This window comes from Microbacterium sp. R1, assembly GCF_015159725.1.
In the GTDB taxonomy this organism is placed as follows: domain Bacteria; phylum Actinomycetota; class Actinomycetes; order Actinomycetales; family Microbacteriaceae; genus Microbacterium; species Microbacterium oxydans.
Genome location: NZ_JADDUD010000001.1, coordinates 1468094 through 1491120 on the forward strand (window position 1 = coordinate 1468094; position 23027 = coordinate 1491120).

The 23027-nt window shown below is 68.8% G+C and carries 26 protein-coding genes; 11 read left to right on the forward strand and 15 right to left on the reverse strand.

Going from position 1 to position 23027, the window contains the following annotated elements; translation table 11 throughout:
- Positions 1-39 precede the first annotated feature (39 nt).
- Positions 40-996 carry an endonuclease/exonuclease/phosphatase family protein gene (locus ILP86_RS07270; RefSeq protein ID WP_193761688.1) on the reverse strand — a complete coding sequence of 319 codons (957 nt, stop codon included), beginning with the start codon at positions 994-996 and terminating at the stop codon, positions 40-42.
- Positions 997-1120: 124 nt separating this feature from the next.
- Complete coding sequence (locus ILP86_RS07275) at positions 1121-2443, reverse strand: bifunctional o-acetylhomoserine/o-acetylserine sulfhydrylase (protein ID WP_046749463.1); 1323 nt, start codon at positions 2441-2443, stop codon at positions 1121-1123.
- Between the two features lie 197 nt (positions 2444-2640).
- On the opposite strand from ILP86_RS07275, the gene ILP86_RS07280 reads away from it, so the two are divergent.
- The 3 genes from ILP86_RS07280 to ILP86_RS07290 are packed head-to-tail and all read left to right on the forward strand — an operon-like array spanning position 2641 to position 4761.
- Positions 2641-3423: an SDR family oxidoreductase gene (locus tag ILP86_RS07280; protein WP_174799784.1), complete on the forward strand. Its 783-nt coding sequence runs from the start codon at positions 2641-2643 to the stop codon at positions 3421-3423.
- 2 nt (positions 3424-3425) lie between these two features.
- Positions 3426-4139, forward strand: a complete 714-nt coding sequence (locus ILP86_RS07285) for a uracil-DNA glycosylase (protein ID WP_046749462.1) — start codon at positions 3426-3428, stop codon at positions 4137-4139.
- A 4-nt stretch (positions 4140-4143) separates the two neighbouring features.
- Positions 4144-4761, forward strand: a complete 618-nt coding sequence (locus ILP86_RS07290; protein ID WP_046749461.1) for a GNAT family N-acetyltransferase — start codon at positions 4144-4146, stop codon at positions 4759-4761.
- A gap of 35 nt (positions 4762-4796) precedes the next feature.
- Here the strand turns inward: ILP86_RS07290 and ILP86_RS07295 are convergent, their stop codons facing one another.
- From ILP86_RS07295 to ILP86_RS07320, 6 genes are all read right to left on the reverse strand, one after another.
- On the reverse strand, positions 4797-5594 hold the full coding sequence (locus ILP86_RS07295) for an ABC transporter ATP-binding protein (RefSeq protein WP_061017283.1): 798 nt from the start codon (positions 5592-5594) through the stop codon (positions 4797-4799).
- On the reverse strand, positions 5591-6382 hold the full coding sequence (locus ILP86_RS07300; RefSeq protein WP_113681583.1) for an ABC transporter ATP-binding protein: 792 nt from the start codon (positions 6380-6382) through the stop codon (positions 5591-5593). The genes ILP86_RS07295 and ILP86_RS07300 overlap by 4 nt, the downstream gene beginning before the upstream one ends.
- The gene (locus ILP86_RS07305; protein WP_061017279.1) at positions 6379-7248 is read right to left on the reverse strand and encodes an ABC transporter permease; all 870 of its coding nucleotides are present in this window, start codon (positions 7246-7248) and stop codon (positions 6379-6381) included. Before ILP86_RS07305 ends, ILP86_RS07300 begins: the two co-directional genes overlap by 4 nt.
- Positions 7245-8195 (reverse strand): ABC transporter permease, encoded by a 951-nt coding sequence (locus tag ILP86_RS07310; RefSeq protein ID WP_061017277.1) that lies wholly within the window; start codon positions 8193-8195, stop codon positions 7245-7247. Before ILP86_RS07310 ends, ILP86_RS07305 begins: the two co-directional genes overlap by 4 nt.
- Before the next feature lie 17 nt (positions 8196-8212).
- A complete protein-coding gene (locus ILP86_RS07315) occupies positions 8213-9733 on the reverse strand; it encodes an ABC transporter substrate-binding protein (protein WP_193761689.1) in 1521 nt (506 codons plus the stop codon).
- An 86-nt stretch (positions 9734-9819) separates the two neighbouring features.
- Positions 9820-10746, reverse strand: a complete 927-nt coding sequence (locus ILP86_RS07320) for an alpha/beta fold hydrolase (protein WP_113681579.1) — start codon at positions 10744-10746, stop codon at positions 9820-9822.
- A gap of 172 nt (positions 10747-10918) precedes the next feature.
- Between ILP86_RS07320 and ILP86_RS07325 the strand changes: the two genes are divergently transcribed.
- From ILP86_RS07325 to ILP86_RS07335, 3 genes are read left to right on the forward strand one after another with little or no spacing between them, the layout of a single operon-like run.
- Complete coding sequence (locus tag ILP86_RS07325) at positions 10919-11395, forward strand: carboxymuconolactone decarboxylase family protein (RefSeq protein WP_046749454.1); 477 nt, start codon at positions 10919-10921, stop codon at positions 11393-11395.
- The gene (locus ILP86_RS07330) at positions 11392-12120 is read left to right on the forward strand and encodes a tyrosine-protein phosphatase (protein WP_179515936.1); all 729 of its coding nucleotides are present in this window, start codon (positions 11392-11394) and stop codon (positions 12118-12120) included. Before ILP86_RS07325 ends, ILP86_RS07330 begins: the two co-directional genes overlap by 4 nt.
- A gap of 59 nt (positions 12121-12179) precedes the next feature.
- The gene (locus ILP86_RS07335) at positions 12180-12650 is read left to right on the forward strand and encodes an SIP domain-containing protein (protein WP_046749452.1); all 471 of its coding nucleotides are present in this window, start codon (positions 12180-12182) and stop codon (positions 12648-12650) included.
- A 72-nt stretch (positions 12651-12722) separates the two neighbouring features.
- Here ILP86_RS07335 and ILP86_RS07340 read toward each other — a convergent pair whose 3' ends face one another.
- The 4 genes from ILP86_RS07340 to ILP86_RS07355 form a co-directional block, all read right to left on the reverse strand.
- A complete protein-coding gene (locus ILP86_RS07340) occupies positions 12723-13166 on the reverse strand; it encodes a hypothetical protein (RefSeq protein WP_058631339.1) in 444 nt (147 codons plus the stop codon).
- Complete coding sequence (locus ILP86_RS07345; protein WP_046749450.1) at positions 13163-13966, reverse strand: arginase family protein; 804 nt, start codon at positions 13964-13966, stop codon at positions 13163-13165. Before ILP86_RS07345 ends, ILP86_RS07340 begins: the two co-directional genes overlap by 4 nt.
- Positions 13967-14030: 64 nt before the next feature.
- Positions 14031-14774, reverse strand: coding sequence for a PspA/IM30 family protein (locus tag ILP86_RS07350; protein WP_046749449.1), 744 nt, complete (start codon positions 14772-14774; stop codon positions 14031-14033).
- 58 nt (positions 14775-14832) lie between these two features.
- On the reverse strand, positions 14833-16869 hold the full coding sequence (locus tag ILP86_RS07355; protein WP_193761690.1) for a TPM domain-containing protein: 2037 nt from the start codon (positions 16867-16869) through the stop codon (positions 14833-14835).
- A gap of 122 nt (positions 16870-16991) precedes the next feature.
- Between ILP86_RS07355 and ILP86_RS07360 the strand changes: the two genes are divergently transcribed.
- The 5 genes from ILP86_RS07360 (at position 16992) to ILP86_RS07380 (ending at position 21058) form a co-directional block, all read left to right on the forward strand.
- On the forward strand, positions 16992-17831 hold the full coding sequence (locus ILP86_RS07360) for a DUF3097 domain-containing protein (protein WP_193761691.1): 840 nt from the start codon (positions 16992-16994) through the stop codon (positions 17829-17831).
- Between the two features lie 53 nt (positions 17832-17884).
- A complete protein-coding gene (gene trmB / locus ILP86_RS07365) occupies positions 17885-18610 on the forward strand; it encodes a tRNA (guanosine(46)-N7)-methyltransferase TrmB (RefSeq protein ID WP_193761692.1) in 726 nt (241 codons plus the stop codon).
- The gene (locus ILP86_RS07370) at positions 18607-19479 is read left to right on the forward strand and encodes a CPBP family intramembrane glutamic endopeptidase (protein WP_046749445.1); all 873 of its coding nucleotides are present in this window, start codon (positions 18607-18609) and stop codon (positions 19477-19479) included. The genes trmB and ILP86_RS07370 overlap by 4 nt, the downstream gene beginning before the upstream one ends.
- A gap of 67 nt (positions 19480-19546) precedes the next feature.
- Positions 19547-19939, forward strand: coding sequence for a DUF1304 domain-containing protein (locus tag ILP86_RS07375; RefSeq protein ID WP_061015248.1), 393 nt, complete (start codon positions 19547-19549; stop codon positions 19937-19939).
- Positions 19940-19984: 45 nt separating this feature from the next.
- On the forward strand, positions 19985-21058 hold the full coding sequence (locus tag ILP86_RS07380) for a DNA polymerase IV (RefSeq protein ID WP_193761693.1): 1074 nt from the start codon (positions 19985-19987) through the stop codon (positions 21056-21058).
- A gap of 35 nt (positions 21059-21093) precedes the next feature.
- Here the strand turns inward: ILP86_RS07380 and ILP86_RS07385 are convergent, their stop codons facing one another.
- Genes ILP86_RS07385 through ILP86_RS07395 form a run of 3 tightly spaced genes read right to left on the reverse strand, consistent with a single transcriptional unit; the run spans position 21094 to position 23016 of the window.
- Positions 21094-21495 carry a RidA family protein gene (locus ILP86_RS07385; RefSeq protein WP_046749442.1) on the reverse strand — a complete coding sequence of 134 codons (402 nt, stop codon included), beginning with the start codon at positions 21493-21495 and terminating at the stop codon, positions 21094-21096.
- 55 nt (positions 21496-21550) lie between these two features.
- Positions 21551-22528, reverse strand: a complete 978-nt coding sequence (locus tag ILP86_RS07390) for a zinc-binding dehydrogenase (protein ID WP_046749441.1) — start codon at positions 22526-22528, stop codon at positions 21551-21553.
- 29 nt (positions 22529-22557) lie between these two features.
- A complete protein-coding gene (locus ILP86_RS07395; RefSeq protein WP_227750928.1) occupies positions 22558-23016 on the reverse strand; it encodes a MarR family winged helix-turn-helix transcriptional regulator in 459 nt (152 codons plus the stop codon).
- Positions 23017-23027: the final 11 nt, after the last annotated feature.

Sequence of the window (23027 nt, forward strand, 5' to 3'; positions counted from 1 at the left end):
CTTCCATTCTCGCCTGGCAGGGCACCCCTCGGTGGCAGGTTACGGAGTGATCGCGGATCGGGCTCGGGTGACGGTCGCCAGATGGTCGCTGTTGCCTGCGCGCATGGTGCCAGAGGTGACGACGTCGAGTCCGCGTACGAACACCTGGTCGATGCGGACGAGTGGGAAGGCCGTGGGCCATGTGAAGCCCAGGCTTCCGTCGGTCGGGCGCACCCAGTCGGTCTCCGCGCGCAGGGCGGTCAGACTCGGATCGGTCGACGGTGCGTTGAAGTCGCCGACGACGATCAGCGACTCCGCCGGGTCGGACGCCACCTCTTCCGCGATGCCGCCCAGCATGGTGTCACGGTCCTGTTGGTGCCCTGGCCGTACCGATGCCGCGTGCAGCACATAGACGGCGACGGGAGCGGACGGGGCCTGCACCTCGACGCGAAGCGCGCGCTTCCAGCTGAGTCCGAGTGTGAGGGGCTCGGCATCAGCGAGGGGATACCTGCTCCAGACGCCCACCGTCCCGACGGTGTAGGAGTGCGGGTACTCCGCTGCGAGGGTGTCCTGCGCGGCGGAGAGGCTGTCTCCGTCGAGCTCGACGAGGGCGATCACGTCGGCACCGCTCTGCGCCAGCTCGGAGGCGGAGGATGCGGCTCCACCGGAGCGCGCTCGCACGTTCTGACTCACGACGGTCAGCTCGGATGCGGCAGCCGACTCCACGTCCGCCCCGCCGGGGAGGCCGGGGAACGCCGGCATCATCGCGAGGGCCCACAGGAGTGCGGGAACCAGGATCAGGACGAGAACTCGCGGCGCACGCAGGAGGGCGACCAGCACCAGTGCGACGAGGATGATCCCCAGCCACGGGAGGACAGCCGAGACCGCGGTGCCGACGAGCCCCGGGATCCAGCCGCAGGCGACGACGAGTGCCAGGAGGACACCGGTCACGGCGAGCCACCGGGCGACGGTCCGTGACCGCCGCGTGCGGTGCGGGGGGTGCTGAGCGTCGATCATGGTCTCCTCGGGGCGGAGTCCCATTCTCGACGGAACCGCCTGTGGGTCGGCCGGGTGAGGCCGTCGCCGTCACACGTCGATGCCCCGGAACGCAGGGCTCCGGGGCATCGACGTGGTGCGGGGATCAGGCGCGGGCGGCCTCCGAGACGGCACGTGCTGCGGCGAGGGCCTGCTCGAGGTCGGCCTTGAGGTCATCGACGTTCTCGATGCCGACGGAGAGCCGGACCAGACCGGGAGTCACGCCGGCGGTCAGCTGCTGCTCGGGCGTCAGCTGCGCGTGCGTGGTGGACGCCGGGTGGATGACGAGCGAGCGCACGTCGCCGATGTTGGCGAGGTGGCTGAACAGCGACAGGCTGTTGACGAACTCGCGACCGGCCTCGACGCCGCCCTTCAGCTCGAACGACAGCACGGCTCCGACGCCCTTGGGGGCGTACTCGTTCGCCTTGGCGTACCACGGCGACGAAGGCAGGCCCGAGTAGTTGACGGTCGCGACGTCGTCGCGGCTGTCGAGCCACTCGGCGATCTCCTGCGCGTTCTGCACGTGCCGCTCGATGCGCAGCGAAAGGGTCTCGACGCCCTGGATGAGGTTCCAGGCGCTCTGCGGCGCGATCGCCGATCCCAGGTCGCGCAGCAGCTGCACTCGCGCCTTGATGATGTACGCGAGCGGGTCGCCCACAGCAGCCGTGTAGCTGGCGCCGTGGTACGACGGGTCGGGCACTGTGAGGCCGGGGAAGGTGTCGACGTGCTTCGACCACTCGAACTTGCCGCCGTCGATGATGACGCCGCCGATGGTCGTGCCGTGGCCGCCGAGGAACTTGGTGACCGAGTGGACGACGATGTCGGCGCCGTGCTCGAACGGGCGGATCAGGTACGGGGTGGCGATCGTGTTGTCGACGATCAGAGGGACGCCGTTCTCGTGGGCGATGTCGGCGACGGTGCGGATGTCGAGGATGTTGATCTGCGGGTTGCCGATCGTCTCCGCGAAGAACAGCTTCGTGTTCGGACGGACGGCGCGGCGCCACTCCTCGGCGTCGTCCTGGTTCTCGACGAAGGTGACCTCGATGCCGAGCTTCGCCAGCGTGTACTTGAAGAGGTTGTAGGTTCCGCCGTAGATCGAGCTCGACGCCACGAAGTGGTCGCCGGCCTGGGCGATGTTGAGGATCGCGAAGGTCGATGCCGCCTGGCCGCTCGCGAGGACGAGCGCCCCGGTGCCGCCTTCGAGCGCGGCGAGACGCTGCTCGAGCACGTCCTGCGTCGGGTTCTGGATACGGGTGTAGATGTTGCCGAACTCCGCCAGCGCGAAGAGGTTGGCCGCGTGGTCGGCGCTGTCGAACACGTACGAGGTGGTCTGGTAGATCGGCGTGGCACGCGCCTTGGTGACCGGGTCGGGGGCAGCGCCGGAGTGGATCTGCTTGGTCTCGAAGCGCCAGGACTCGGGTGCGGACATGTGATTCCCCCAGAAGTGGTCGGAAGGTCGGATGGCGGATGCCGTTGCAGCGACAGTACGGAATATCGGCGCTTGTCAACAACAGGTGGGAAATGTGACGTAACAGAGGGGAGCCCCGGAATCACGCGGCGGGAGGGTTCCACGACAGCGCCGTGGGGGGAGCTCGCAATCGGGGGAGAACGCCGTACGGTGGAGGCATGGTGAACAGACGAGCAGTGGTGACAGGTGCGAGTTCGGGCATCGGCGCAGCGACGGTGCGTGCGCTCCGTGCCAGGGGATGGGACGTCGTCGGTGTGGCACGCCGCGCGGATCGACTGGCCGCGCTCGCCGCGGAGACCGGGGCTTCGGCCATCGCCTGCGACCTGACCGATTCGTCCGCCGTCGAGGCGCTCGTGGGCGAGATCGAGCGATCCGGCCCGGTCCACGCTCTCGTCCAGGTCGCCGGTGGCGCCCGTGGCACCGATCGCATCGAGGACGCGTCCGTCGAGGACTGGCAGTGGATGTTCGACGCCAACGTCCTGGCGAGTCAGCGTCTCGTCGCGGGCCTGCTTCCGCTGCTGCGCCGAGCGGCTGCCGCGGACGGCCACGCGGATGCGCTCTTCGTGACGTCCACTGCCGCGCAGACCGCGTATGCCGGAGGTGCGGGCTACAACGCGGCGAAGGCTGCGGAGGGGATGCTGGTGAAGGTGCTCCGGCAGGAGCTCAACGGCGAGCCCATCCGTGTGGTCGAGGTGGCTCCGGGAATGGTGCACACCGAGGAGTTCACGCTCAATCGGCTCGGCGGTGACCCCGTGGCTGCGGAGGCGGTGTACGCCGGTGTCGAAGCCCCGCTCGTGGCCGATGACGTCGCCGACGTGATCGCCTACGCCCTGGAGTCTCCCGGCCACGTGAATCTCGACCTGATCACGATGCGTCCGGTCGCGCAGTCCGCACAGCACCTGCTCGCCCGCGGGCCGCTGCGCGTGCGATCGGCCGATTGACGATGGCGCAGACTCTCGCGGAGCTCGCCGCCGAGGGGCGGATCGATGAGGGATGGGCCGAGGCGCTGGCCCCGGTGCAGGACACGATCACCGCGCTGGGTGAGCGCCTCCGTGCCGAGCAGCAGGCAGGGCACGGCTACCTCCCGGCGGGTGGGAATGTGCTCCGAGCGTTCCAGCGGCCCCTGTCGGACGTGCGGGTGCTCATCACAGGACAGGATCCGTACCCCACTCCTGGGCACCCCATCGGGTTGTCGTTCGCCGTGGATCGCGACGTGCGCCCCCTGCCCCGCAGCCTTGCGAACATCTACAAGGAGCGGCAGAGCGATCTCGGGATTCCACCGGCACCGCACGGAGACCTCACCGCGTGGAGCGATCAGGGCGTCCTCCTGCTCAACCGGGTGCTCACCGTGCGCCCCGGCGCGGCGGCGTCGCATCGAGGCTGGGGGTGGGAGAAGGTCACCGAGCTGGCCATCCGCACCCTCGTCGCCCGCGATCAGCCGCTCGTCGCGATCCTGTGGGGCAGGGACGCGGCGAACCTGCAGCCTCTCCTGGGCGAGACGCCGGTGATCTCTTCCGCACACCCCTCGCCCCTCTCCGCCAGCCGTGGCTTCTTCGGGTCGCGACCGTTCTCCCGTGCCAACACCCTTCTCGAGGAGCAGGGTGCGGCGGCGGTGGACTGGCGAGTGGATGGCGAAGGCCCTCTCTCCCTAAGCTGAGCGCATGCAGTTCGAGCCGGGGGACCGTCGCCGCGTTCTCCCGCGCCATCTCCGACCTGCCCCGGCCCCCGAGGTCTTCTCCTATGCGATCCGCCCGGTCCGCCCGGCGGATCTGCCGCACGTGCGTGAGATATACAACCACTTCGTGAGCAACTCGGCCGTGACCCTCGACGAGCGCCGCAGCAGCATCCCCTACTGGCGTGAGAAGTACGCGCTGCTGACCAGGCTGCAGCTGCCGTTCCTCGTGGCGGTGTCCCCGGGCGGCGAAGTGATGGGCTACGCGCTGGCGCAGCCCTGGGCGGGGAAGAACGCCTACAAGTACACGGTCGAGGACTCGATCTACCTCGGTCCGGGAGCCGGGGGCAAGGGGCTCGGCGCGGCACTGCTGCAAGCACTCATCGACGCCTGCGAGCAGATCGGTCTGCGCGAGATGGTCGCGGTCATCAGCGATCATGGCGCCGAGGCGTCGATCCGACTGCACGAGAAGCTCGGCTTCGTCGAGGCCGGACGGATGGGGCGGGTCGGCTACAAGTTCGGCAGGGACCTCGGCACCGTGTACATGCGTCGTGTGCTCACGCCGACGGGGCGGCGACGAGGAAAGCTGTTCGGCGCGCGACGCTGATGCCCGGAGGGGCGCACCCCGTTCACCTCGTCCGCTCAACCGCCCGGCGGGGTGGGGATGACGGGGATCGCCGCGAGCAGCCTCCTGGTGTAGTCCTGCGTGGGGTGCAGGAGCACATCGCTCGTCGCGCCCCGTTCGACGACGCGCCCGTCCTTCATCACGACGACCGTGTCGCAGAGGTTCTGCACCACGCCGATGTCGTGAGACACGAGCACGAGTGTGAGGTTGCCCGTGCGTCGCAGCTCGATCAGCAGCTCGAGGATCTGCGCGCGCACGGTGACGTCCAGGGCGGACAGGGGTTCGTCGCCGACCAGGACCCGCGGACCGTGGACGATCGCCCTCGCGAGCGCGATCCGTTGACGCTGCCCGCCGGAGAACTCGTGGGGATACCGGTCTGCCATGTCGGGCTCGAGGCCCACCTGGGCCAGTACCTCGCGGACGCGCGCGCGGTGGTCGCCTTCGACGCCGAGCGCCCACAGCGGTTCGCGGACGATCTGGCCTGCCGTCATGCGCGGGTCCAGGGACGCGTAGGGATCCTGGAAGACCAATCCCGTCTCCCGCCGCAGCCAGTGCAGGGACTTCGCGGGAGCGGATGCGTCCACGGCACGTCCGTCGACCGTCACGGAGCCGGATGTCGGGCGGTCGAGTCCCAGCAGCAGTCGCACCAGGGTGGACTTGCCCGATCCCGACTCGCCGATGATGCCGACCGCTGACCCCTCGACGATGTCGAGGTCGGTCGGGGCCAGGGCGGTCACGGTTCGGGCACGCTCGAACGCGGAGCGCTTCGGTGCGAAGAAGTCCCGGCCGAGGCCTCGTGCTTCGATCAGGCTCATGCGGTGCCCCCGTCCGGACGCCAGAGCGTGGCCGTCGCATCACGCAGCAGTCCCTGCGTGATCGGCGAAGCGGGACTCGACAGAAGGGTGGAGACCGGTGCGGCTTCGACGACCTTGCCGTGTTCGAGCACGACACCCTCGGTCGCGACCTGGGCGAGCACGGCGAGATCGTGGGTGATGAAGACCAGCGACATGCCCTCGTCCGCGACGAGCGTCAGCAGCAGGGAGAGGATCTCCGCCTGGATCGTGACATCCAATGCCGTGGTCGGCTCGTCTGCGATGAGCAGACGCGGACGACAGGCGAGAGCCATCGCGATCGCGACGCGCTGCCTCTGACCGCCGGAGAGCTGGTGCGGGTAGCGGTCGACGATCGACTCCGGGTCGGGCAGCCGCACCCGAGCCGCTTCCGCGATCGCCCGTTCTCGCGCCGCGCGGCGTCCGAGTCCTTCGTGGATGCGGATCGATTCCGCGATCTGGCGTCCGACGGTCCTGATCGGGTTGAGCGCGGTGCGGGGCTCCTGGAACACGATGCCGATGTCGTCTCCTCGGAGGCGCGCGAGCTCGCGGTCCGGCATCCCGATCAGTTCGATCCCTTTCCAGCGGATGCTTCCCCTGGCGGTCGCACCGTCGGGGAGCAGTCCCAGCACCGCGAGGGCGGTGAGCGACTTCCCCGAGCCGGATTCCCCGATCAGCCCGAGCCTCGCTCCGTCTGCGACCTCGAAGGAGACGCCGTCGACCACCGGCCGACCGTCGATCTCGATCACGAGGTCCTGCACCGACAGGCTCATGCGACCACCCCCGGAGTGTGGATCTCGGCGGAGCGGTGCCGCAGCGTCGGATCCGTCGCCTCGCGCAGACCGTCACCCAGCAGGTTCAGCGCGAGCACCGTGATCGTGATGGCGAGTCCCGGCCAGATGACCGACAGCGGATGCACCCCGATGTAGCGCTGGAGGTCGGCGAGCAGCAGGCCCCAGCTCGGATCGACCACGGAGGCGCCGAAACCCAGGTACGACAGGCCGGCCTCCGCGAGGACGGCGACGGCCATCGACCAGGACAGCTGCACGATGAAGACGGGTGCCACGTTCGGCAGCAGGTGGCGCACCAGGCTCTGCGCGGGGGTGAGTCCTGCGGCTCTGGCGGCGAGGACGAAGTCGCTCTGCTGCACGCGGCGCAGCTCCGGACGCGTGACCCTCGCGATGTTGACGCCGAAGCCGATGCCGACCGCCCAGATCACGACCCAGAGCGAACCGCCCCAGACAGAGGAGATCATCATCGCGATCAACAGCACAGGGAAGGCGATCAGGATGTCGACGAGCACGGCGACGGTCTCCCGCATCCACCGTGCGGTGAGCGCTCCGAGTGCGGCCAGGGCGATCCCCACAGCCGTGGCGACGATGCCGGCCCCCACGCTCACGAACACCGTCGTGCGGGCACCAGCCATCAGCAGACTCAGGATGTCGCGTCCGGTGTCGTCGGTGCCGAGGACGTGGGGCCAGCTCGGCGGCAGCCACCGATCGCCGATGTCCGAGGCCTGCGGATCGAACGGTGTCCAGAGGAGCGAGATCAGCGCGGTCATGACGATCACCAGGACGACGACGATGCCGAAGCGTCCTGTGGAGGTGTCCCAGAGGCGGGCGAGCCAGCGCGGATTCATGCGGACTCCCGCTGACGAGGATCGATCGCGCGGTGCAGGAGGTCGACCAGGAAACCGACGACCAAGACGAATCCGGTGAGTACGAGGAGTTCGCTCTGCACCTTGATCAGATCGCGCGTGCCGACATCGGCCACGAGCATACGGCCGATCCCCGGCAGGGTGAACAGCTGTTCGATCACGACGGACCCGACGATGATGCCGGCCACCTGGAGCCCGAGCACGGTGATGATGGAGAGGCCGACGGCGGGGATGCCGTGCTGGATGAGGGCTCGGGTACGGGTGAGACCCTTCGCGGCGGCGGTGCGGACGAAGTCCTGTCCCGCTGCCTGCAGGGTCGCGCTGCGTACGAACCGCATGAGCATCGCCCCCTCGACGATCCCGATCGTGAGCGCGGGGAGCAGCAGCGACTCGATCGCCTTCCCCGGTGTGGACCAGCCGGTGCGGGGGAAGCCCTGGGGAGGAAGCCATCCCAGCCATACCGAGAACACGACGATCAGCATCATGCCGGCCCAGACGACGGGGACGGCGGCGAGCGTCTGGGCTCCGACGCTGAGCGCCGTCCCGCCGCGCCGATTGCGAAGAAGGGCGGCGAGGATCCCGAACGGCACAGCGATGACGACGGCGATCAGGAGCGACATCGCTCCGAGCGGAACGGTGACCTGGGCCTTGAGGAGGATCTCTTCGCCGACGGAGGCGCCGGACAGCAGCGATGTGCCGAGATCGCCGCGGAAGATGCCCCCGATCCAGTCGGTGTACTGGGCGAGGAGCGGGCGATTCAGGCCGAGGGATTCGCGGAGTGCTTCGACCTCGGCGGGTGAGGCCTGCGTGCCGGCGATGAGCTGTGCGACGTCGCCGGGGAAGACGCGCAGCGTCAGGAAGATGAGCGCGCTCGACACGAGGAGCCCTGCGATGAGCAGGGCTCCCCGGACGAGCGCATAGCGGATCACGACGCGGTGATCGCTTGCTACTTCTCAGCGGAGACGGTGACGCCCGTGAGGTTGATGCGGGAGTTGATCGAGTCTTCGGGGAAGCCGGACACGATGGGGCTCACGGCGGTGATGGTCTCTCCGTTGTAGAGCCAATCGGCGGCGTGGTCTTCCGAGACGATGCGCGCTGCCTGTGCCAGCAGGTCGGCGGACTTGTCGGGGTCGACCTCGGCCAGAGCCTTCGTGTACAGATCCTGCACCTCGGCGTTGTCGTAGCCGAAGTAGTAGTCGGGGTTGGCGAAGTTGCCGAAGTCGCGCGGCTCGACGTGCAGCACGAAGCTGAGGTCGTAGTCGTGGTTCGTGTACACGTCCTCCAGCCAGGTGGGGAACTCGACCGAGTTCACCTCGAGCGTCACGCCGACCTTCTTGAAGTCCGAGATCAGCACCTTGGGCACGGTCGTGCCGTAGAACGAAGGGATCGTGAGGGTCAGCTCGAGGTCCTCCTGACCGGCCTCAGCGAGGAGCTTCTTCGCCTTCTCCGGGTCGTAGGAGATCACGTCGGACAGGTCCTCGTAGCCCGGGTCGAGTTCGGGGATGGGCCCGTACAGTGCCGTGCCGGCGCCGACCGCGTCGATGAGAGCCTCATGGTCGATGGCGCGGCGCAGGGCTTCGCGCACCCGCACGTCGTCGAGCGGCGCCTTCTTGTTGTTGAACGCGAGAGTGGCCTTGTCGGTGGTGCGTCCCGTGGTGAGGGTGAAGTCCCCGGAGTCTTCGAGCTGAGGCGCGAGGTTCGGGTCGACGGCCGTGAGCACGTCGACGTCGCCGGCCAGTGCGGCGTTGACGCCGGCGGTGAAGTCGGGGATGTACTGGAACTCGACCTGGGCGACGCCGGCAGGATCCCCCCAGTAGGCGTCGTTGCGCGCGAAGGTGATGGTGCTTCCCTTGTTCCAACGCGTCAGCGTGAAGGGACCTGTGCCGTTCTCCGCGGTCTTCAGATCGGTGGTGTCGCCGGTCTTGAACACGAGACCGGCCGGGCCGGTGAGCGCGAAGAGGAAGTTCTGGTTCGGAGCCGACAGGGTGATCTGAACCGTGGTCGGGTCCGGCGCCGTGATCGCTGTGACCGACGCGAAGTCCGCGTTGCCCTGCACGGTGGCGTCCGTGCGCACGGTCTCGTACGAGGAGACGACGTCCGCCGACGTCAGCGGCGTGCCGTCGTGGAAGACCACGCCGTCGTTGAGGGTGAAGGTATATGTGAGCCCGTCCGAGGAGACCTCGTAGTCGGAGGCGAGACGCCCCTCGATCTCGTTGTCCTGCGTGCGCGTGACGAGGCCCTCGTAGATGTTGTCGATCAGGATCTGCTCGAGTGCCGCGCCGCTGGTGTGGCGGATGTCGAGGTTGGTGGGCTCGAGGACGAGGCCGACGTGGAGAGTGGCGCTCGGGTCGGGGGCGCCGGGTGAGCTGCTGGTCTCCGGCTCGGTGGTGCCGGAGCAGGCGCTGAGGATGACGGCGGTGGCCGCGAGGGCGGATATCAGCGCGAGACGTCGGGTACGTCGGAACATGGGTGTTTCCTCTCGGTGCGGCAACTGCTGTGTGCCGTGGAATCGAGCCTAGAGATGTGAGAAGGGGTCGGGTGTGGAACGGAACGTCATATTCCGAGGGCGGGCACGGCGGCGTCGATCAGACCGGCGAGGGCGACCGGCGCGGTCTCCTGCACGTTGTGGGTGGCGTCGAGCACGACCACCTCAGCCGCGGGGACGCGTCGCTGGAGCTCGACGGCGTCGGCTTCACTCACGAATCCGCGTGCGGCACGCACCAGGGTGACCGGTACGGTGACCGCGGTCAGATCATCCCAGCCGGTCTCGTGCAGCACCGACGGTGCGGTCGGGGACCCGGGGTCGTGGGCGGCGAGTGCCTGGGCGGCGAGGTGTGCGAAGTGGTGCTTCCACTCCACCCGCCCGTCCTCGCGCACTCGCGTGTTCAGGAAGACACCGCGCTCTGTCTCGGGTCGGGAGCCCCCGAACCCCAGTGAGATCGCCTTGTCGACGAGCTCGTCGCGTGTCGCGAAGTCGGTCGGGCCCGCGTAGAACTCGCGCAGCGCCGCCGGGCCGGCACTCACATCGATGCCGGGAGTGATGTCGACCACGATGAGCTCGGACACCAGATCCGGTCGCGCTGCTGCCAGAGCAGCGCCGGTGAGTCCGCCGAGGGACTGCCCGACCACGACCTGCGGCCCTTCCACCCAGGCGTCGAGCGCTGCGGCCACGTCACGAGCGAGTGTGCGCGGCGTGTAGTCGACGTCGTCCCGCCAGGAGGAGTCGCCGTGTCCGGCGAGATCGATCGCGAGCAGCGGCTGCTGCAGGGCGAGGGCGGTGTTGTCCCAGGTGTGTGCGTTCAGGCCGGCGCCGTGGAGCAGCGTCACACGCGGTGCTTCGCTACCGAAACGCAGGGCGCTCAGGATGCGGCCGTCGGCGAGTGGGAGGGTGAGGCGCGTGACCGGCGGAACCGGTACGCCGAGCGCTTCGGCCTGTGCGGGAAGATAGCTGAACTCGCTGTTGTCGATCGCCACCTCCACATTCTGCGCCCTCGGGAAGCGGCGTCGGAAATGCCGGACCAGTATGACAAGAGATTATTTCGTAACGTGTCGCATTATGTCGCATGAGGACTGGGTTTGATGGACATATTGATCCAAGCTCCGGTTCGTCTGCGGCAGAGCTTCCCGCTCATCCGCCGAATATCATGGAGTCATGAGCGAGACGCGTGTGCACCTGTCCAAGACCGAGCCGGCCGCGTACCAGGCGCTTGACGCGTTCTCGAAGACGGTGGGCCAGATCTGCGCGGCCAACGGCATCGACGACCGTCTCAAAGAACTCGTCATGATCCATTGCTCGCAGCTCAACGGCTGCGCCTACTGTGCGCGGATCCACGTCGACAGGGCGGTCGCTGCGGGCGTCGACGCCGACACGCTGACCCAGATCCCCACGTGGCGTGAGAGCGGTGTCTTCAGCGAGCGGGAGCGCGCCGCTCTCGAACTCGCCGAGGCCTTCACGTTCATCTCGGAGGACGGGATCTCCGACGAGGTGTACGACCAGGTCGGAAGCGTCTTCACCGAGAAGGAGTACGCGGCGCTCAGCTGGGCATGCGTCTCGATCAACGCCTTCAACAGGATCGTGATCGCCGGCCGCTACCCGGTGCCCCCGCGAGGACCGCAGGCGGCGGGATGATGATCCTCGTCGTCGAAGGGGTCTCCAACGTCCGCGACGTGGGAGGCATGCCGGCGGAGGGCGGTCGGATCCGCTCCGGCGTCCTCCTGCGCTCCGGACAGCTCTCCGGAGCGACCACCGCGGGCGCCGCCGCGTTGCGGGAGAGCGTCTCGCACATCGTCGACCTGCGAGACGGCGAAGAGGTCGCAGCCGAGCCGACGGAGATCGACGGGCCGGACACCACCCACCTCCCGCTGTTCCTCGGATCCGTCCGTTCCTTCTTCGAGGCGGACACCAGTCTCGACGACCTCTACCTCCACCTCCTCGAAGAGAGCGGGGAGCGGCTCGTCGCGGCTATCCGCATCATCGCGGCGAGTGGGCGCACGCTGGTGCACTGCACTGTGGGTAAGGACCGGACGGGCGTGACCGTCGCCCTCGCGCTCTCCGCGGTCGGTGCGGATCGGGAGGCCGTCATAGCCGACTACGCGCTCACCGAGTCTCAGCTGCCGGCTCAGCGCACCCGGTGGATCGCCGACTACCTGCGCACGCAGCACCCGGAGGCTGTGCACGCGGTGGCGCTGGCCACGCAGTCGCCGGCGCCCGTGATGCGCCGTCTGCTCGCGCAGGTCGACGAACGATGGGGCTCGGCTGCCGGGTATCTGCGCGCGCAGGGGATGACCGACGATGAGCTCGACGCCCTGGCCGTCGCACTCGTCGAGCGCGAGCAGCGGCCGGAGCGTGCATGATCATCGCGCAGCGGCTACCAGGTTAGGCAAGCCTTCACTTGGTGTACGATGAAGACACCATGAACACCTCGCTCGAGACCCGCGGCACGCGCGCCGAACGTCGCGCAGCGCGTCGGCGCGCCCATCACCTGGTGACGGCTGATGAGAACTCCCTCACGGAGCTCGAGGTGTTCCTGACGACGCTGCCACTGTGCGCCTCCGGGCGCATCTTCATCGAGGTGCCGACGGTCGCCGACATCGGCGTCATCGAGGCTCCCGGTCGCATGACGGTCACGTGGCTCGCTCGTGAGCAGCGTTCCGGGGCTCCCGGAAGCAGCCGTGCGTGCGCAGCCGGTCAGGCGCTCACCCGTGCGACCTGCGCCTGGGCGGACGAGATGATGTGCGACGACGAGATCGAGACCCACGTCACGCTGCTCGGCGGTTACCTCGGCACGGCCGACATCGTCGAGCACCTGACGAGTCATCTCGAGGTCTCGCCGACGCTGATCCGTACCCCCGAGCGTTTCGGCCTGCTGCCCGCCGACCGGTGACTCCGCGTCCGCGCGCCTGATCCGAATCGGCCACTCGCGGCCTGAGACGTCCGTGCAGAGACCGTCGTAGGGTCAGCGCGTCCGTCGAACGTAGTTGCCGTCTTCGAGCCCTGCCTCGATCTCGAAGCGGTTGCGCAGGGGGTCACGCCCCGCGAGGAAGTACAGGATCGGCATCAGGAACCCGTAGCGGAGCCACTGCGCCTTGTGCACAGCCTCATGACGGAGCACGGCCTCGCTCGGTCGCACGTCTCCGGTCAGGAAGCAGCCGCCGACGCACACTCCGCCGCGATTGAACGTCCATGCCGGCATGCCCTGGAAGATCCATAGGCCCGCCCGCCGTTCGACGGGTCCTGTGCTCCACAGCGAGCCCCACAGCCAGCCGACGGCGGTGCCCCACAGGTAGCCCAGGCGGCTGATCGGGGAGCGCAACAGGAAGGAGGGGATGCGGCGGTCGAGACGTCGGCCCCGGGCCAGGGCGGCACTCGCCGCGGGTCGCCAGTCAGGAGCCGTCGTCATGCCACCGCTCCGACCAGTCGCAGCAGTGCGCCGAGATCATCGACGGCATCGGCCGGTGACCTCGGTGCGAAACCTGCGATGGTCGCGCCCGCGAGCGGCACTTCCGAGCGCAGTGCGCGGATGGCGGTGCTCAGCGCGGCGGGGGACAGCCCGAACGGCACCGACGACGAGACACCGGCGAAGTCGGACGGATCGAGCACGTCGACGTCGATGTGCACCCAGACCCGTGACGCCCCGGTCGCGCGGACCGCGCCGAGCAGCGCCTCGGGATCTGCGAGGTCGTCGACGGAGAGATTCGTCAGAGGCGCGAGCTGCTCGACCTCCGCGTCATCGAGGTTCCGCATGCCCACGGTGATCACGCGATCGGCGGGGATCGCGGGCGAGAGCACGAGCTGCTCCTCGCCCTCGCCGAGCACAGCCCGCAGTGCCATGCCCGAGAAGGCACCGGAAGGGGACGTGTCCGGCGTGTGCATGTCGGCATGCGCGTCGCACCACACCACGGCGAGGTCGTCGGTTCCGCCCGGCAATGCGTCGAGCGCGGCGACGGTGATGCTGCAATCGCCCCCGATCACGACGGTGTCGGAGTCGATGTGCCCGTGCACGAGTTCACGAGTGCGCAGCAGAGCGCTCAGACGGCGTACACCTGTGCCGAGGGATTCACCGGCTTCGACAGGAACGTCGAGAACGGTCGTCGCCGCGCGGGGGAGATCTCCGGCGATCGCTGCAGCACCGTCCGTGAGGAGCATCGCGCGCGCTGCGGGCGAGCCCTGCCACTGCGGGATGACGAGGAATCGCACCATGAGTGCCTCCGAAGAAGGGGGGACGGATGCCTCGGCCCGCGGCCGAGGCATCCGCCCGGTGATGTCAGTTGCCTTCGATGGCCTGGCGGGGAGCGCCGCCGCCGGCCTTGAGCTCGGCCAGACGTGCCTCGACCTCGGTCAGCTCGCCGAGATCCTCGAGGCTCTCGAACTGGGCGTCGAGGCTCGACGCTGCGAGCTCGATCTTGCCCTGAGCGATGGCCTCCTGGCGGCGGACCTTGTCTTCGAACCGTCCCAGCTCGCTGGTGGGGTCGAGCACGTTGATCGAGCCCACGGCGTCCTGGACGCGGGTCTGCGCCTCGGCGACCTTGGCACGGGCGAGGAGTTCGCTGCGCTTGTTCTTGAGCTCGACCAGCTTGTCCTTCATGCCGTTCAAGCCGCTCTTGAGCTTGTCCACGATCTCGGTCTGCGCCGCGATCTGCGGCTCGGCGCCGGTGGCCTCGCGCTCGGCGCTGATCTGACGCTGCAGAGCGATCTTGGCGAGGTTGTCGAACTTGTCCGCGTCGGCCGTGTTGCCGCTCGCGCGCATCTCGTCGGCCTTGCGGCTGGCGGCGAGAGCCTTGTTGCCCCACTCGGTCGATGCCTGGACGTCTTCCTCGTGGTCGCGCTCGAGCAGGCGCAGGTTGCCGATGGTCTCGGCGATCGCGGACTCGGCGTCGGCGATGCTGTTCGTGTAGTCGCGAACGAGCTGGTCGATCATCTTCTGCGGGTCTTCCGCAGAGTCCAGCAAGGAGTTGATGTTCGCGCGGACGAGGGTCGAGATACGTCCGAAGATGGACTGCTTGGTCATGCGTGGTTCCTTTCAGAGGGCGTCTTCGAGAGCTTGTCGTAGATGTCTGTGTGGGGGATCAGAAGCGTCTACCTCCTGATCGGCCGCTGCGGCCGCTGCTGCGGGAGCCGCCTCCGAAACCGGAGCTCCGGAAGCCGCCGCCGGAGGAGCGCCATCCGCTGCTGCTTCCTCGACGGGAAGAGCCGCCGCCACCGCCGGCGAGCAGCCCACCGATGATGCCTCCGAGGATGTCGCCGCCGAGTCCTGAGCCGCCCGACGAGGATCCGGACCCGCCGAACGGGCCGCCGAAGCCGCCCTGGTCGTAGCCGGAAGGGGTGTACGCCTGCACGTCCGACCGCGCGGCCGACGTGGCCTGCGTCGCCAGAGCGAGCGCACGGTTCGCCTCCGCGAGCGCGGCATCCGGGTCGGTTGCCCACAGATTCAGCGCCTGCGACAGGCTCGCCTCCGCGTTCGCGAGGCGGGTGCGCGCGGTGGAGCCCACCGTCCCTCGACGGGTCTCGATGAAGTCCCGAGCCGCGCGGATCTCGGAGTTCGCCTGCGTGAGAGTCTGCTCGAGCAGCTGCTGAACCCGGCGGGCACGTTCGACGCTCTCCCTGCCCTGTGCGATCGCGGCGTCGATCTGCGTGTTCGCGGCGGTGAGAGCCTCGAGCACTCGCTGTGGATCGCGGGCGGTACCGCTCAGATCGGTCTGCGCCGCCCCGAGCTGCTGGGCCGTGGCGGAAGCCGCAGCGGCGATGGCACCCGAGGGGTCGGGCAGCTGCTGCCCGGCTGCGAGGTCGCTCTGCAGTTCGGCGATGAGGGCACGAGATTGAGCTTCGAGCGTCGACAGCTCCGCTCCCAGCGTCGTCACCGCCTGGACGAGCTGGGCGGCCTGCGCGACGGACTGCTCGGCGGTGCGGATCGCGAACGCGGCCTCGCCTGAACGTCCGGCCGCGATGGCCTGCGCCGCCGCCTCGATCGACCGATCCGCGAGGTCGGCCCGTTCGCGTGCCTGCACGGGGTTGTCCGCGACTGTGGCGAGAGCCGCAGGGGCATAGGTCGCGGACAGCGCGTCGAGGGCAGGCTCCGCAGAGGCGAGGGCGGCGTCGAGCGCCGCGCGCTCACCGCGGACGCGCTCGAGCTCCTGCGGGGCGTTCTGCTCGAGCTTTCGGAGCTCGTCGAACGCCGCAGTGTTGTCGTCCAGGATGTCGTCGATCTCGTCGGCGATCCGGATGATGCGTATGTGCCACGCGCGGCGGTCGTGGATCGAATCCTCGATCTCGTCGTCGAGTTTCTGCTTCAGATCGAAGGCCTCGGAGATCTTCGCCTTCGCCGCATCGACGACCCGAGTGAACTCCTCGGTGGCTGCATCGCCGAACTGCGCGACGGCGAAGCCGAGCTCCTCCTTGCTCGAGGTGATGGCATCGTCCGCCTGCACGAGCGCGAGTCCTGCCTGCGTCTCGACCTGCTGGTCGGTGAGAGTGGAGAAGGGGTCGGCGGGGTCCGGTGTCTCCGGCATGGCGCCTCGCTCGCGGATCTCCGCCCGCCGGCGGGCTCCGCGCACCAGTGCCACGACGAGCCACACGAGCAGCGCGACGACGACGACGGCGACGACGATCAGCCCGATGCGGAGCGCGCCGGCGCCCCCGTCGCCCTGGATCTCGTCGGCGGCGAGAGTGATGGCGCCGACCCAATCGCCGTCCGCGGCGAAGGGGACCATCTTGTCCTCGATGCTGTCGAGCTGGCCGAAGCTCACCGGGCCGTCGGGGGCAGCGGAGATGTAGTAGCTGCGCCCGTCGACCGCGATCGCCAGGAGGTACTGTTCGGTGCCGAGGTTGTTGTTCTGCGCGACCGTGTCGGCCCACTGCACGTTGTCGGATGGGTTCGTGAAGTCGTCGACGAGCACGACGAACAGATCGGCGCTCGAATTGTCCGTCAGCTCCTGGAGCCGGGCCTCCACCGTCGCCTCTTCGTCGGCACTGAGCACTCCGGCCTGGTCGGTGACGTATCCGGCATCGAGCGTGACGGGATCGGTCGCGGATGCTGCGGAGGTGCTGAACGCACCGGCGACAACGGCGAGAGCGAGTGCGGCCAGCGTGAGCCACCGTTTCGTCATCGTGTTCCCTCCGACCGGCAGCCGAGCCCCATGCCACGAGTCTATGCACTGGGCCCGACACGCGACAGCACTCGACACGGGTTCGCCGTTCGCCCTCAGCGGAGGCACATACGCTGGAAGGCATGGACGACATCTACGGTTCCGACGTGCTCGCGGCGGGCTGGCGCGAGCGCGGCGCGAAGAAGGTGCCCCAGGTCGCGGCCGAGCCGGATCTCGTGGTCGAGGTCGCCGACGACGGCTTCTGCGGTGCGGTCACACGTGTCCAGGGCGGCAGCGTCGAGTTGGAGGACCGCGTGGGCCGTCGGCGGTTGTTCCCCCTCGGCGGAGGGTTCCTCATCGACGGCGCACCCGTGAGGCTGATCGTGCCCGGTGCTGCCGATCAAGGGCGGCGGCGCACGGCATCCGGATCGTTCGTGGTGGCCGATCAGCGCGCCCGCGTCGCTCTGCCCAGCCGAATCCTCGTCGAGGGCAAGCACGATGCCGAACTCGTCGAGAAGGTGTGGGGTGCCGACCTGCGGGTCGAGGGCGTCGTCGTCGAGTTCCTCCAGGGCGTCGACCTGCTCGACGACCTGCTGGCCGCAGAGCCACCCAGCGCGACTCGGCGGTACGGCGTGCTCGTCGACCACCTCGTCCCTGGCTCGAAGGAATCGCGCATCGCCGACGCGGTCGCCCGGGGCCCGCACGGACGCCATCTGCGCATCGTCGGCCACCCGTTCGTCGACGTCTGGCAGTGTGTGACGCCTCGGGCCCTCGGCATCGCGAAGTGGCCGGAGATCCCGCGCGGCATCGAGTGGAAGGTCGGCATCTGCCGTGCCTTCGGCTGGCCGCACGAGACGCAGGCCGACATCGCGCGTGCGTGGCAGCACATCCTCTCCAAGGTCACGACCTACCGGGACCTGGAACCGGCGCTGCTCGGCCGTGTGGAGGAGCTCATCGACTTCGTCACCGCGCCGACGGCCTGAGCCCGGGAATCGGGGACGCCGGAGCGACGGACGTCGACGGCTACCCTGGAAACATGCCCGAACCCCGTACCTTCCGAGACGAGCCGGTGTCGTTCGTGCGCCGCAGCGGCCGGATGTCCGACGCGCAGGAGCGCGCCTTCGCCGAGCTCGGCCCGCACTATCTGCTCGACGTTCCCCGTGACGTCGCCTGGACCTCCGTGCACCCCGAGGCGCGCCTCGATCCTGCGACCGAGTACGGGCGCACCGCTGACCTCTACGTGGAGGTCGGATCGGGCCAAGGCCACGCGATCGTGGCCGCGGCCTCGTCGCGCCCCGAGGACGACTTCCTCGCCGTCGAGGTGTTCCGCGCCGGCCTCGCCAGGACCATGCTCGACGCCGACAGGGAGGGCGCACGCAACCTGCGCGTCGTCGAGGCGAATGCGCCGGAGGTCCTCTCATCGTTCCTCCCTGAGGCGGCAGCACGCGAGGTGTGGATCTTCTTCCCTGACCCGTGGCACAAGAAGAAGCACACCAAGCGACGCCTGGTGAGACCGGGATTCGGCGACGCCGCAGCGCGAGCGCTCCGTGACGGCGGCCTGCTGAGGCTCGCGACCGACTGGGAGGACTACGCCCTGCAGATGCGCGATGTGCTCGACGCGGATCCGCTGTTCGAGCGCGCATTCAAGGGGGAGTGGGCCGAACGCTTCGACGGTCGCGTCATGACCGCGTTCGAGCGCAAGGGCATCGCGAAGGGACGGGATATCCGCGATCTCGTGTACCGGCGCAGGACCCGCGCGTGACCGACACGCGGCGCGACACGGCGTCGCGGACGGGGCTCCTTCCCGCCCTGCTCGTGTGCGCCGCTGCTCCGGCATTCTTCGTGCTGGAGATCCCGTGGCTGGGCTGGACGCTCCTCGCCGCCGGCATCGCAGTCGCCGGTCTCCTCGAACGCCGTGTCGTCGAACGTCGCGGCGGTGAGCGGGGTGCGGATCCAGCCGGGAGCCCACGCCGTCCTTCGCTCACCCGCGATCTCTCGCTGATCGCGATCGGCATGCTGATCGTGAGCATCATCCCGCTGGCAGCGGAACTCGACAACCTCGCGATGCTGCGGTTCACGCTCGCCCTGGGCGGCGCGGTGGCGGTGCCCTACCTGATCTCGAGGTTCGTCTATCGAGACCGTGCCATCGGCTTCCCCTGGCGCACGCACAAGCGCTGGGGACGGCTGCAATGGGGGTGGCTCGTGGCGGTGCTCCTGCTGGGGTGGCTGATCCTGCCCTTCTACTTCATCACCAGCGGGGTGTACCAGAACTGGCCGGTCGTGGACACTCCTGACCTCATCGCCCGTCTCTTCGTCGGGGTCGGCGCCGTGGGCATCTGGGACGAGCTGTTCTTCATCTGCACCGTGTTCGCCCTGCTGCGCCGACACTTTCCCGACCTGCTCGCCAACGTCCTGCAGGCCATCGTTTTCGTCTCCTTCCTGTGGGAGCTGGGCTACCGAGAGTGGGGACCCCTGTTGACGATCCCGTTCGCCCTGCTGCAGGGGTACATCTTCGTGCGGACGCACTCGCTGGCCTATGTCGTGACGGTGCACCTGCTCTTCGATGCTGTGGTGTTCGCCGTGCTGGTACACGCACACAACCCGGGACTTCTTCCGATCTTCCTCCTGTGACGAGGAGGTTCGTGCGCGCCGGTGCTGTCGGCTTGCTCCCGGCCCCCGGGAACGGAAGAATCAGCCCATGCTCATCGTCGGTCTCGTCCTCGCCGCCGCAGCTGCGGCCTTCCACGTCTTCATCTTCGCGCTCGAGTCGCTGCGGTGGACCGAGCCGGAGACGAGGAAGATCTTCGGCGTCCCCAGCGAGGCGGACGCGGTCACGATGAAGCAGCTGGCCTTCAACCAGGGCTTCTACAACCTCTTCCTCGCACTGACGGCCCTGCTCGGTATCGGCCTCGTGATCGTCGGAGCCGAGACGGCGGGGCTTACCCTCGTCTTCGCCGGAACCGGGATGATGCTCGCCGCCGCGCTCGTGCTCGTGCTCTCCGATCGGACCAAGGTGCGTGCTGCGGCGATGCAGGGAACCCTGCCGTTGCTCGCTGTCGTGGTCACCGCGATCGGCCTCGCGATCCGGTGACGATCGAGGGGTGACATCCACGTCGGCACCGGTCACACTCGTTGCATGGCCGATTGGGTGCTGCACGTGGACATGGATCAGTTCATCGCCGCGGTGGAGGTGCTGCGCAGACCGGAGCTGGGCGGTCGCCCGGTGATCGTGGGCGGACGCGGCGATCCGACCGAGCGGGCGGTGGTGTCGACCGCTTCCTACGAAGCCCGTGCGTTCGGGATCGGCTCGGGCATGCCGTTGAAGATCGCGGCGCGGAAGGCGCCGGACGATGCCGTGTTCCTCCCGGTCGATCGGGACGCCTACGCTCGGGCATCCGACGAGGTCATGGCTGCTCTCCGTGCGCTGCCGGGCGTGGTGCTCGAAGTGGTGGGATGGGACGAGTGCTTCCTTGGGGTGCAGACGGACTCTCCCGAAGGTGTGGCCTCGTCCGCGCAGGAAGCCGTGTTCGAGGCGACACAGCTGCACTGCTCGGTGGGGATCGGGGACAACAGGGTCAGGGCGAAGATCGCCACCGAGTTCGGCAAGCCCCGCGGTGTGTTCCGCCTCACCGCGGACAACTGGTTCGAGGTGATGGGCGACAAGCCGACGCGCGACCTCTGGGGTGTCGGGCCGAAGGTGCAGAAGCGTCTCGCGGTCCACGGCATCGCGACGGTGCGAGATCTCGCCGAGGCGGACGAGCAGACCCTCGTGACCGAGTTCGGACCGCGGATGGGCGTCTGGTATCACGGGCTGGGTTCAGGGATCGGCCCGAGCAGCGTCGACGACACGCCGTGGGTTGCGCGAAGCCACAGCCGGGAGACGACGTACCAGGAGAACCTCACGACGCCGGAGCAGGTCGATGCGGCGATCCGCGATCTCGCCGCCCACGCGTTCGACGACTGCGCGGTGGAGGGGCGGCCGGTCGTCCGCGTGCACCTCAAGGTGCGATATGCCCCGTTCGAGACCAAGACCTTCGGCCGCAAGCTCTCCGCGCCGACCACGGACCGTGCGGAATTCGTCGCGGTTGCCGCGGCGCTGGCCGGCACGCTCGATCCGGAGCGAGAGGTGCGACTGCTCGGAGTCCGTGCGGAGATGACCGCGCCGGAGGACGACGGCGTCGAGCGCACACCGGTGCGGGGAAGGATCTGACCCCGCGCCGGGACATCGCGGGAAGCGTCGTCCGCTCAGGGGCGGAGCACGGCCGCGACCGCGCTCACCTCGATGAGGGCACCCGGGACTCCGAGGCCCGCCACGAGCGCCGCGGTGACGAGGGGTGGGGCTCCGTCCCGCGCCAGCCGTGAGGCGACCGCACCGTACGCCGCGCGCAGGTCCGCGTCCTGATGGATCAGCACCGTCCAGCTGATCACGTCTTCGAGTCCTGCACCCACGGACTCGAGGGCGATCCTGGCGTTCTCGACGGCGCGAGCGGACTGCTCGCCGGCATCGCTCGAGACGACGGCTCCGGTGACGTCGACACCGTTCTGGCCGCCGACGTACACCGTCGTCGCCCCTGGCGGGACGACGGCCACATGGCTGAATGCAGGACTGACGACGAGCCCATCGGGCTGTCCGAGTGTGATCTCCATGGCCACACTCTGCACCGGGGCGCCGACATCCGGAAGTCCCTCGTCGGCGTGCAGCTCAGAAGCGCAGCAGCACCTTGCCGACGCGACCCGGGGTGTCGCTCGCACGCACGGCCGCGCTGATGTCGGCGGCGTCGAAGATGCCGGCCACGGGCAACGTCAGGCTGCCGTCGGCGAGGCGCTGGAACAGCTCACCGAACAGTGCGCTACGGGTGGCCTGATCGAGGCTCGGGATCACCTTGCTGCCCCAGAAGCCCTTCACTGTGGCCTGCTTGAAGATCACGTCGGAGGAGGCGATCTCCATGGTGGGGGAGTCCATCGCTCCGAACGCGACCAACGTGCCGCCTTCCGCGAGCAGCGAGAGAACCTGGCCGGCGGATGCACCACCGACGGAATCGACGCCGGCGGTGATCGGCGCACCTCCGGTGATCGCCTCGACCTGCTCCTTCCAATCGGGCTGATCGGTCGCGACGATCCTGTCGATGCCCTGTGCGCGGAGCTCGTCGACCCCCGCTGTCCGACGCACCAGCCCGAGCACGTTCACTCCGCGCGCTGAGCCGAGCTGAGCGAGCATGCGTCCGACAGCTCCGTTCGCGGCGTTCTGCACGATCCAGCCGCCGGCCTGCACATCGAGGAAGTCCAGCAGCGTGATCGCGCTGAAGGGCATCGAGACCAGCTGAGCCGCCGTCTCGTCAGGAAGGCCGTCCGGGATCGGGATCAGCCCGGCGGCATTCGTCACGATGTACTCGGCCCAGGCGCCGAAGGTTCCGCCGGTGGCGACGCGCTGGCCCACCTCGAGGTGCTCGACTCCGGCACCGAGCGCGTCGACGACGCCGAGGGCCTCGGTCCCCGACGCGGCGGGGAGCTCCGGCTTGAAGCCGTATGTGCCGCGAACGGTCCACAGGTCGTGGTTGTGGATGGGGGAGAGCACGATCCGCAGACGGACCTGGCCTTCGCCGGGCTCCGGAAGAGGTCGATCTTCGACTCGGAGGACTTCCTCCGGAGTGCCGAAGGTGGGGTGGATGAGTGCGCGCATGGCGATTCCGTTCTCTCTCGGGATGTCGATCAGGGCCGGTCGCTCTGGTGGGCGTCGGCGAGATCTTTCGTGGTCTTCTGAAGGCGGTCGGTGATGTCGTGCAGTTCGGCGATGAGCTGACGGCGATGCTCCTCGTCCTGGAGCCCGGAGATCGACGCGATGGTGGTGTGGATGGGGGCCACCTCGGCCCGCAGGTCCTGGCCCTTGTCGGTGAGGGTCACCGTCACCACACGCTCGTCGTCGCGGCCGCGTGTCCTGGTCACGAGTCCGGCCTGCTCGAGTCGCCGGACGAGGGGGGATAGCGTGCCGGAGTCCAGGCGCATCACCGCCCCCAGCGACCCGATCGTCTGCTCGCCGTCGAGCCAGAGTGCGGCGAGCACCAGATACTGCGGATACGTCAGACCCCAGGGGGCGAGCAGCGTCCGGTATGCCTGCGTGGTGGCACGCGCGGCGGAGTACAGGGAGAAGCAGAGCATCTCATCGGTCATCGGCACCAAGA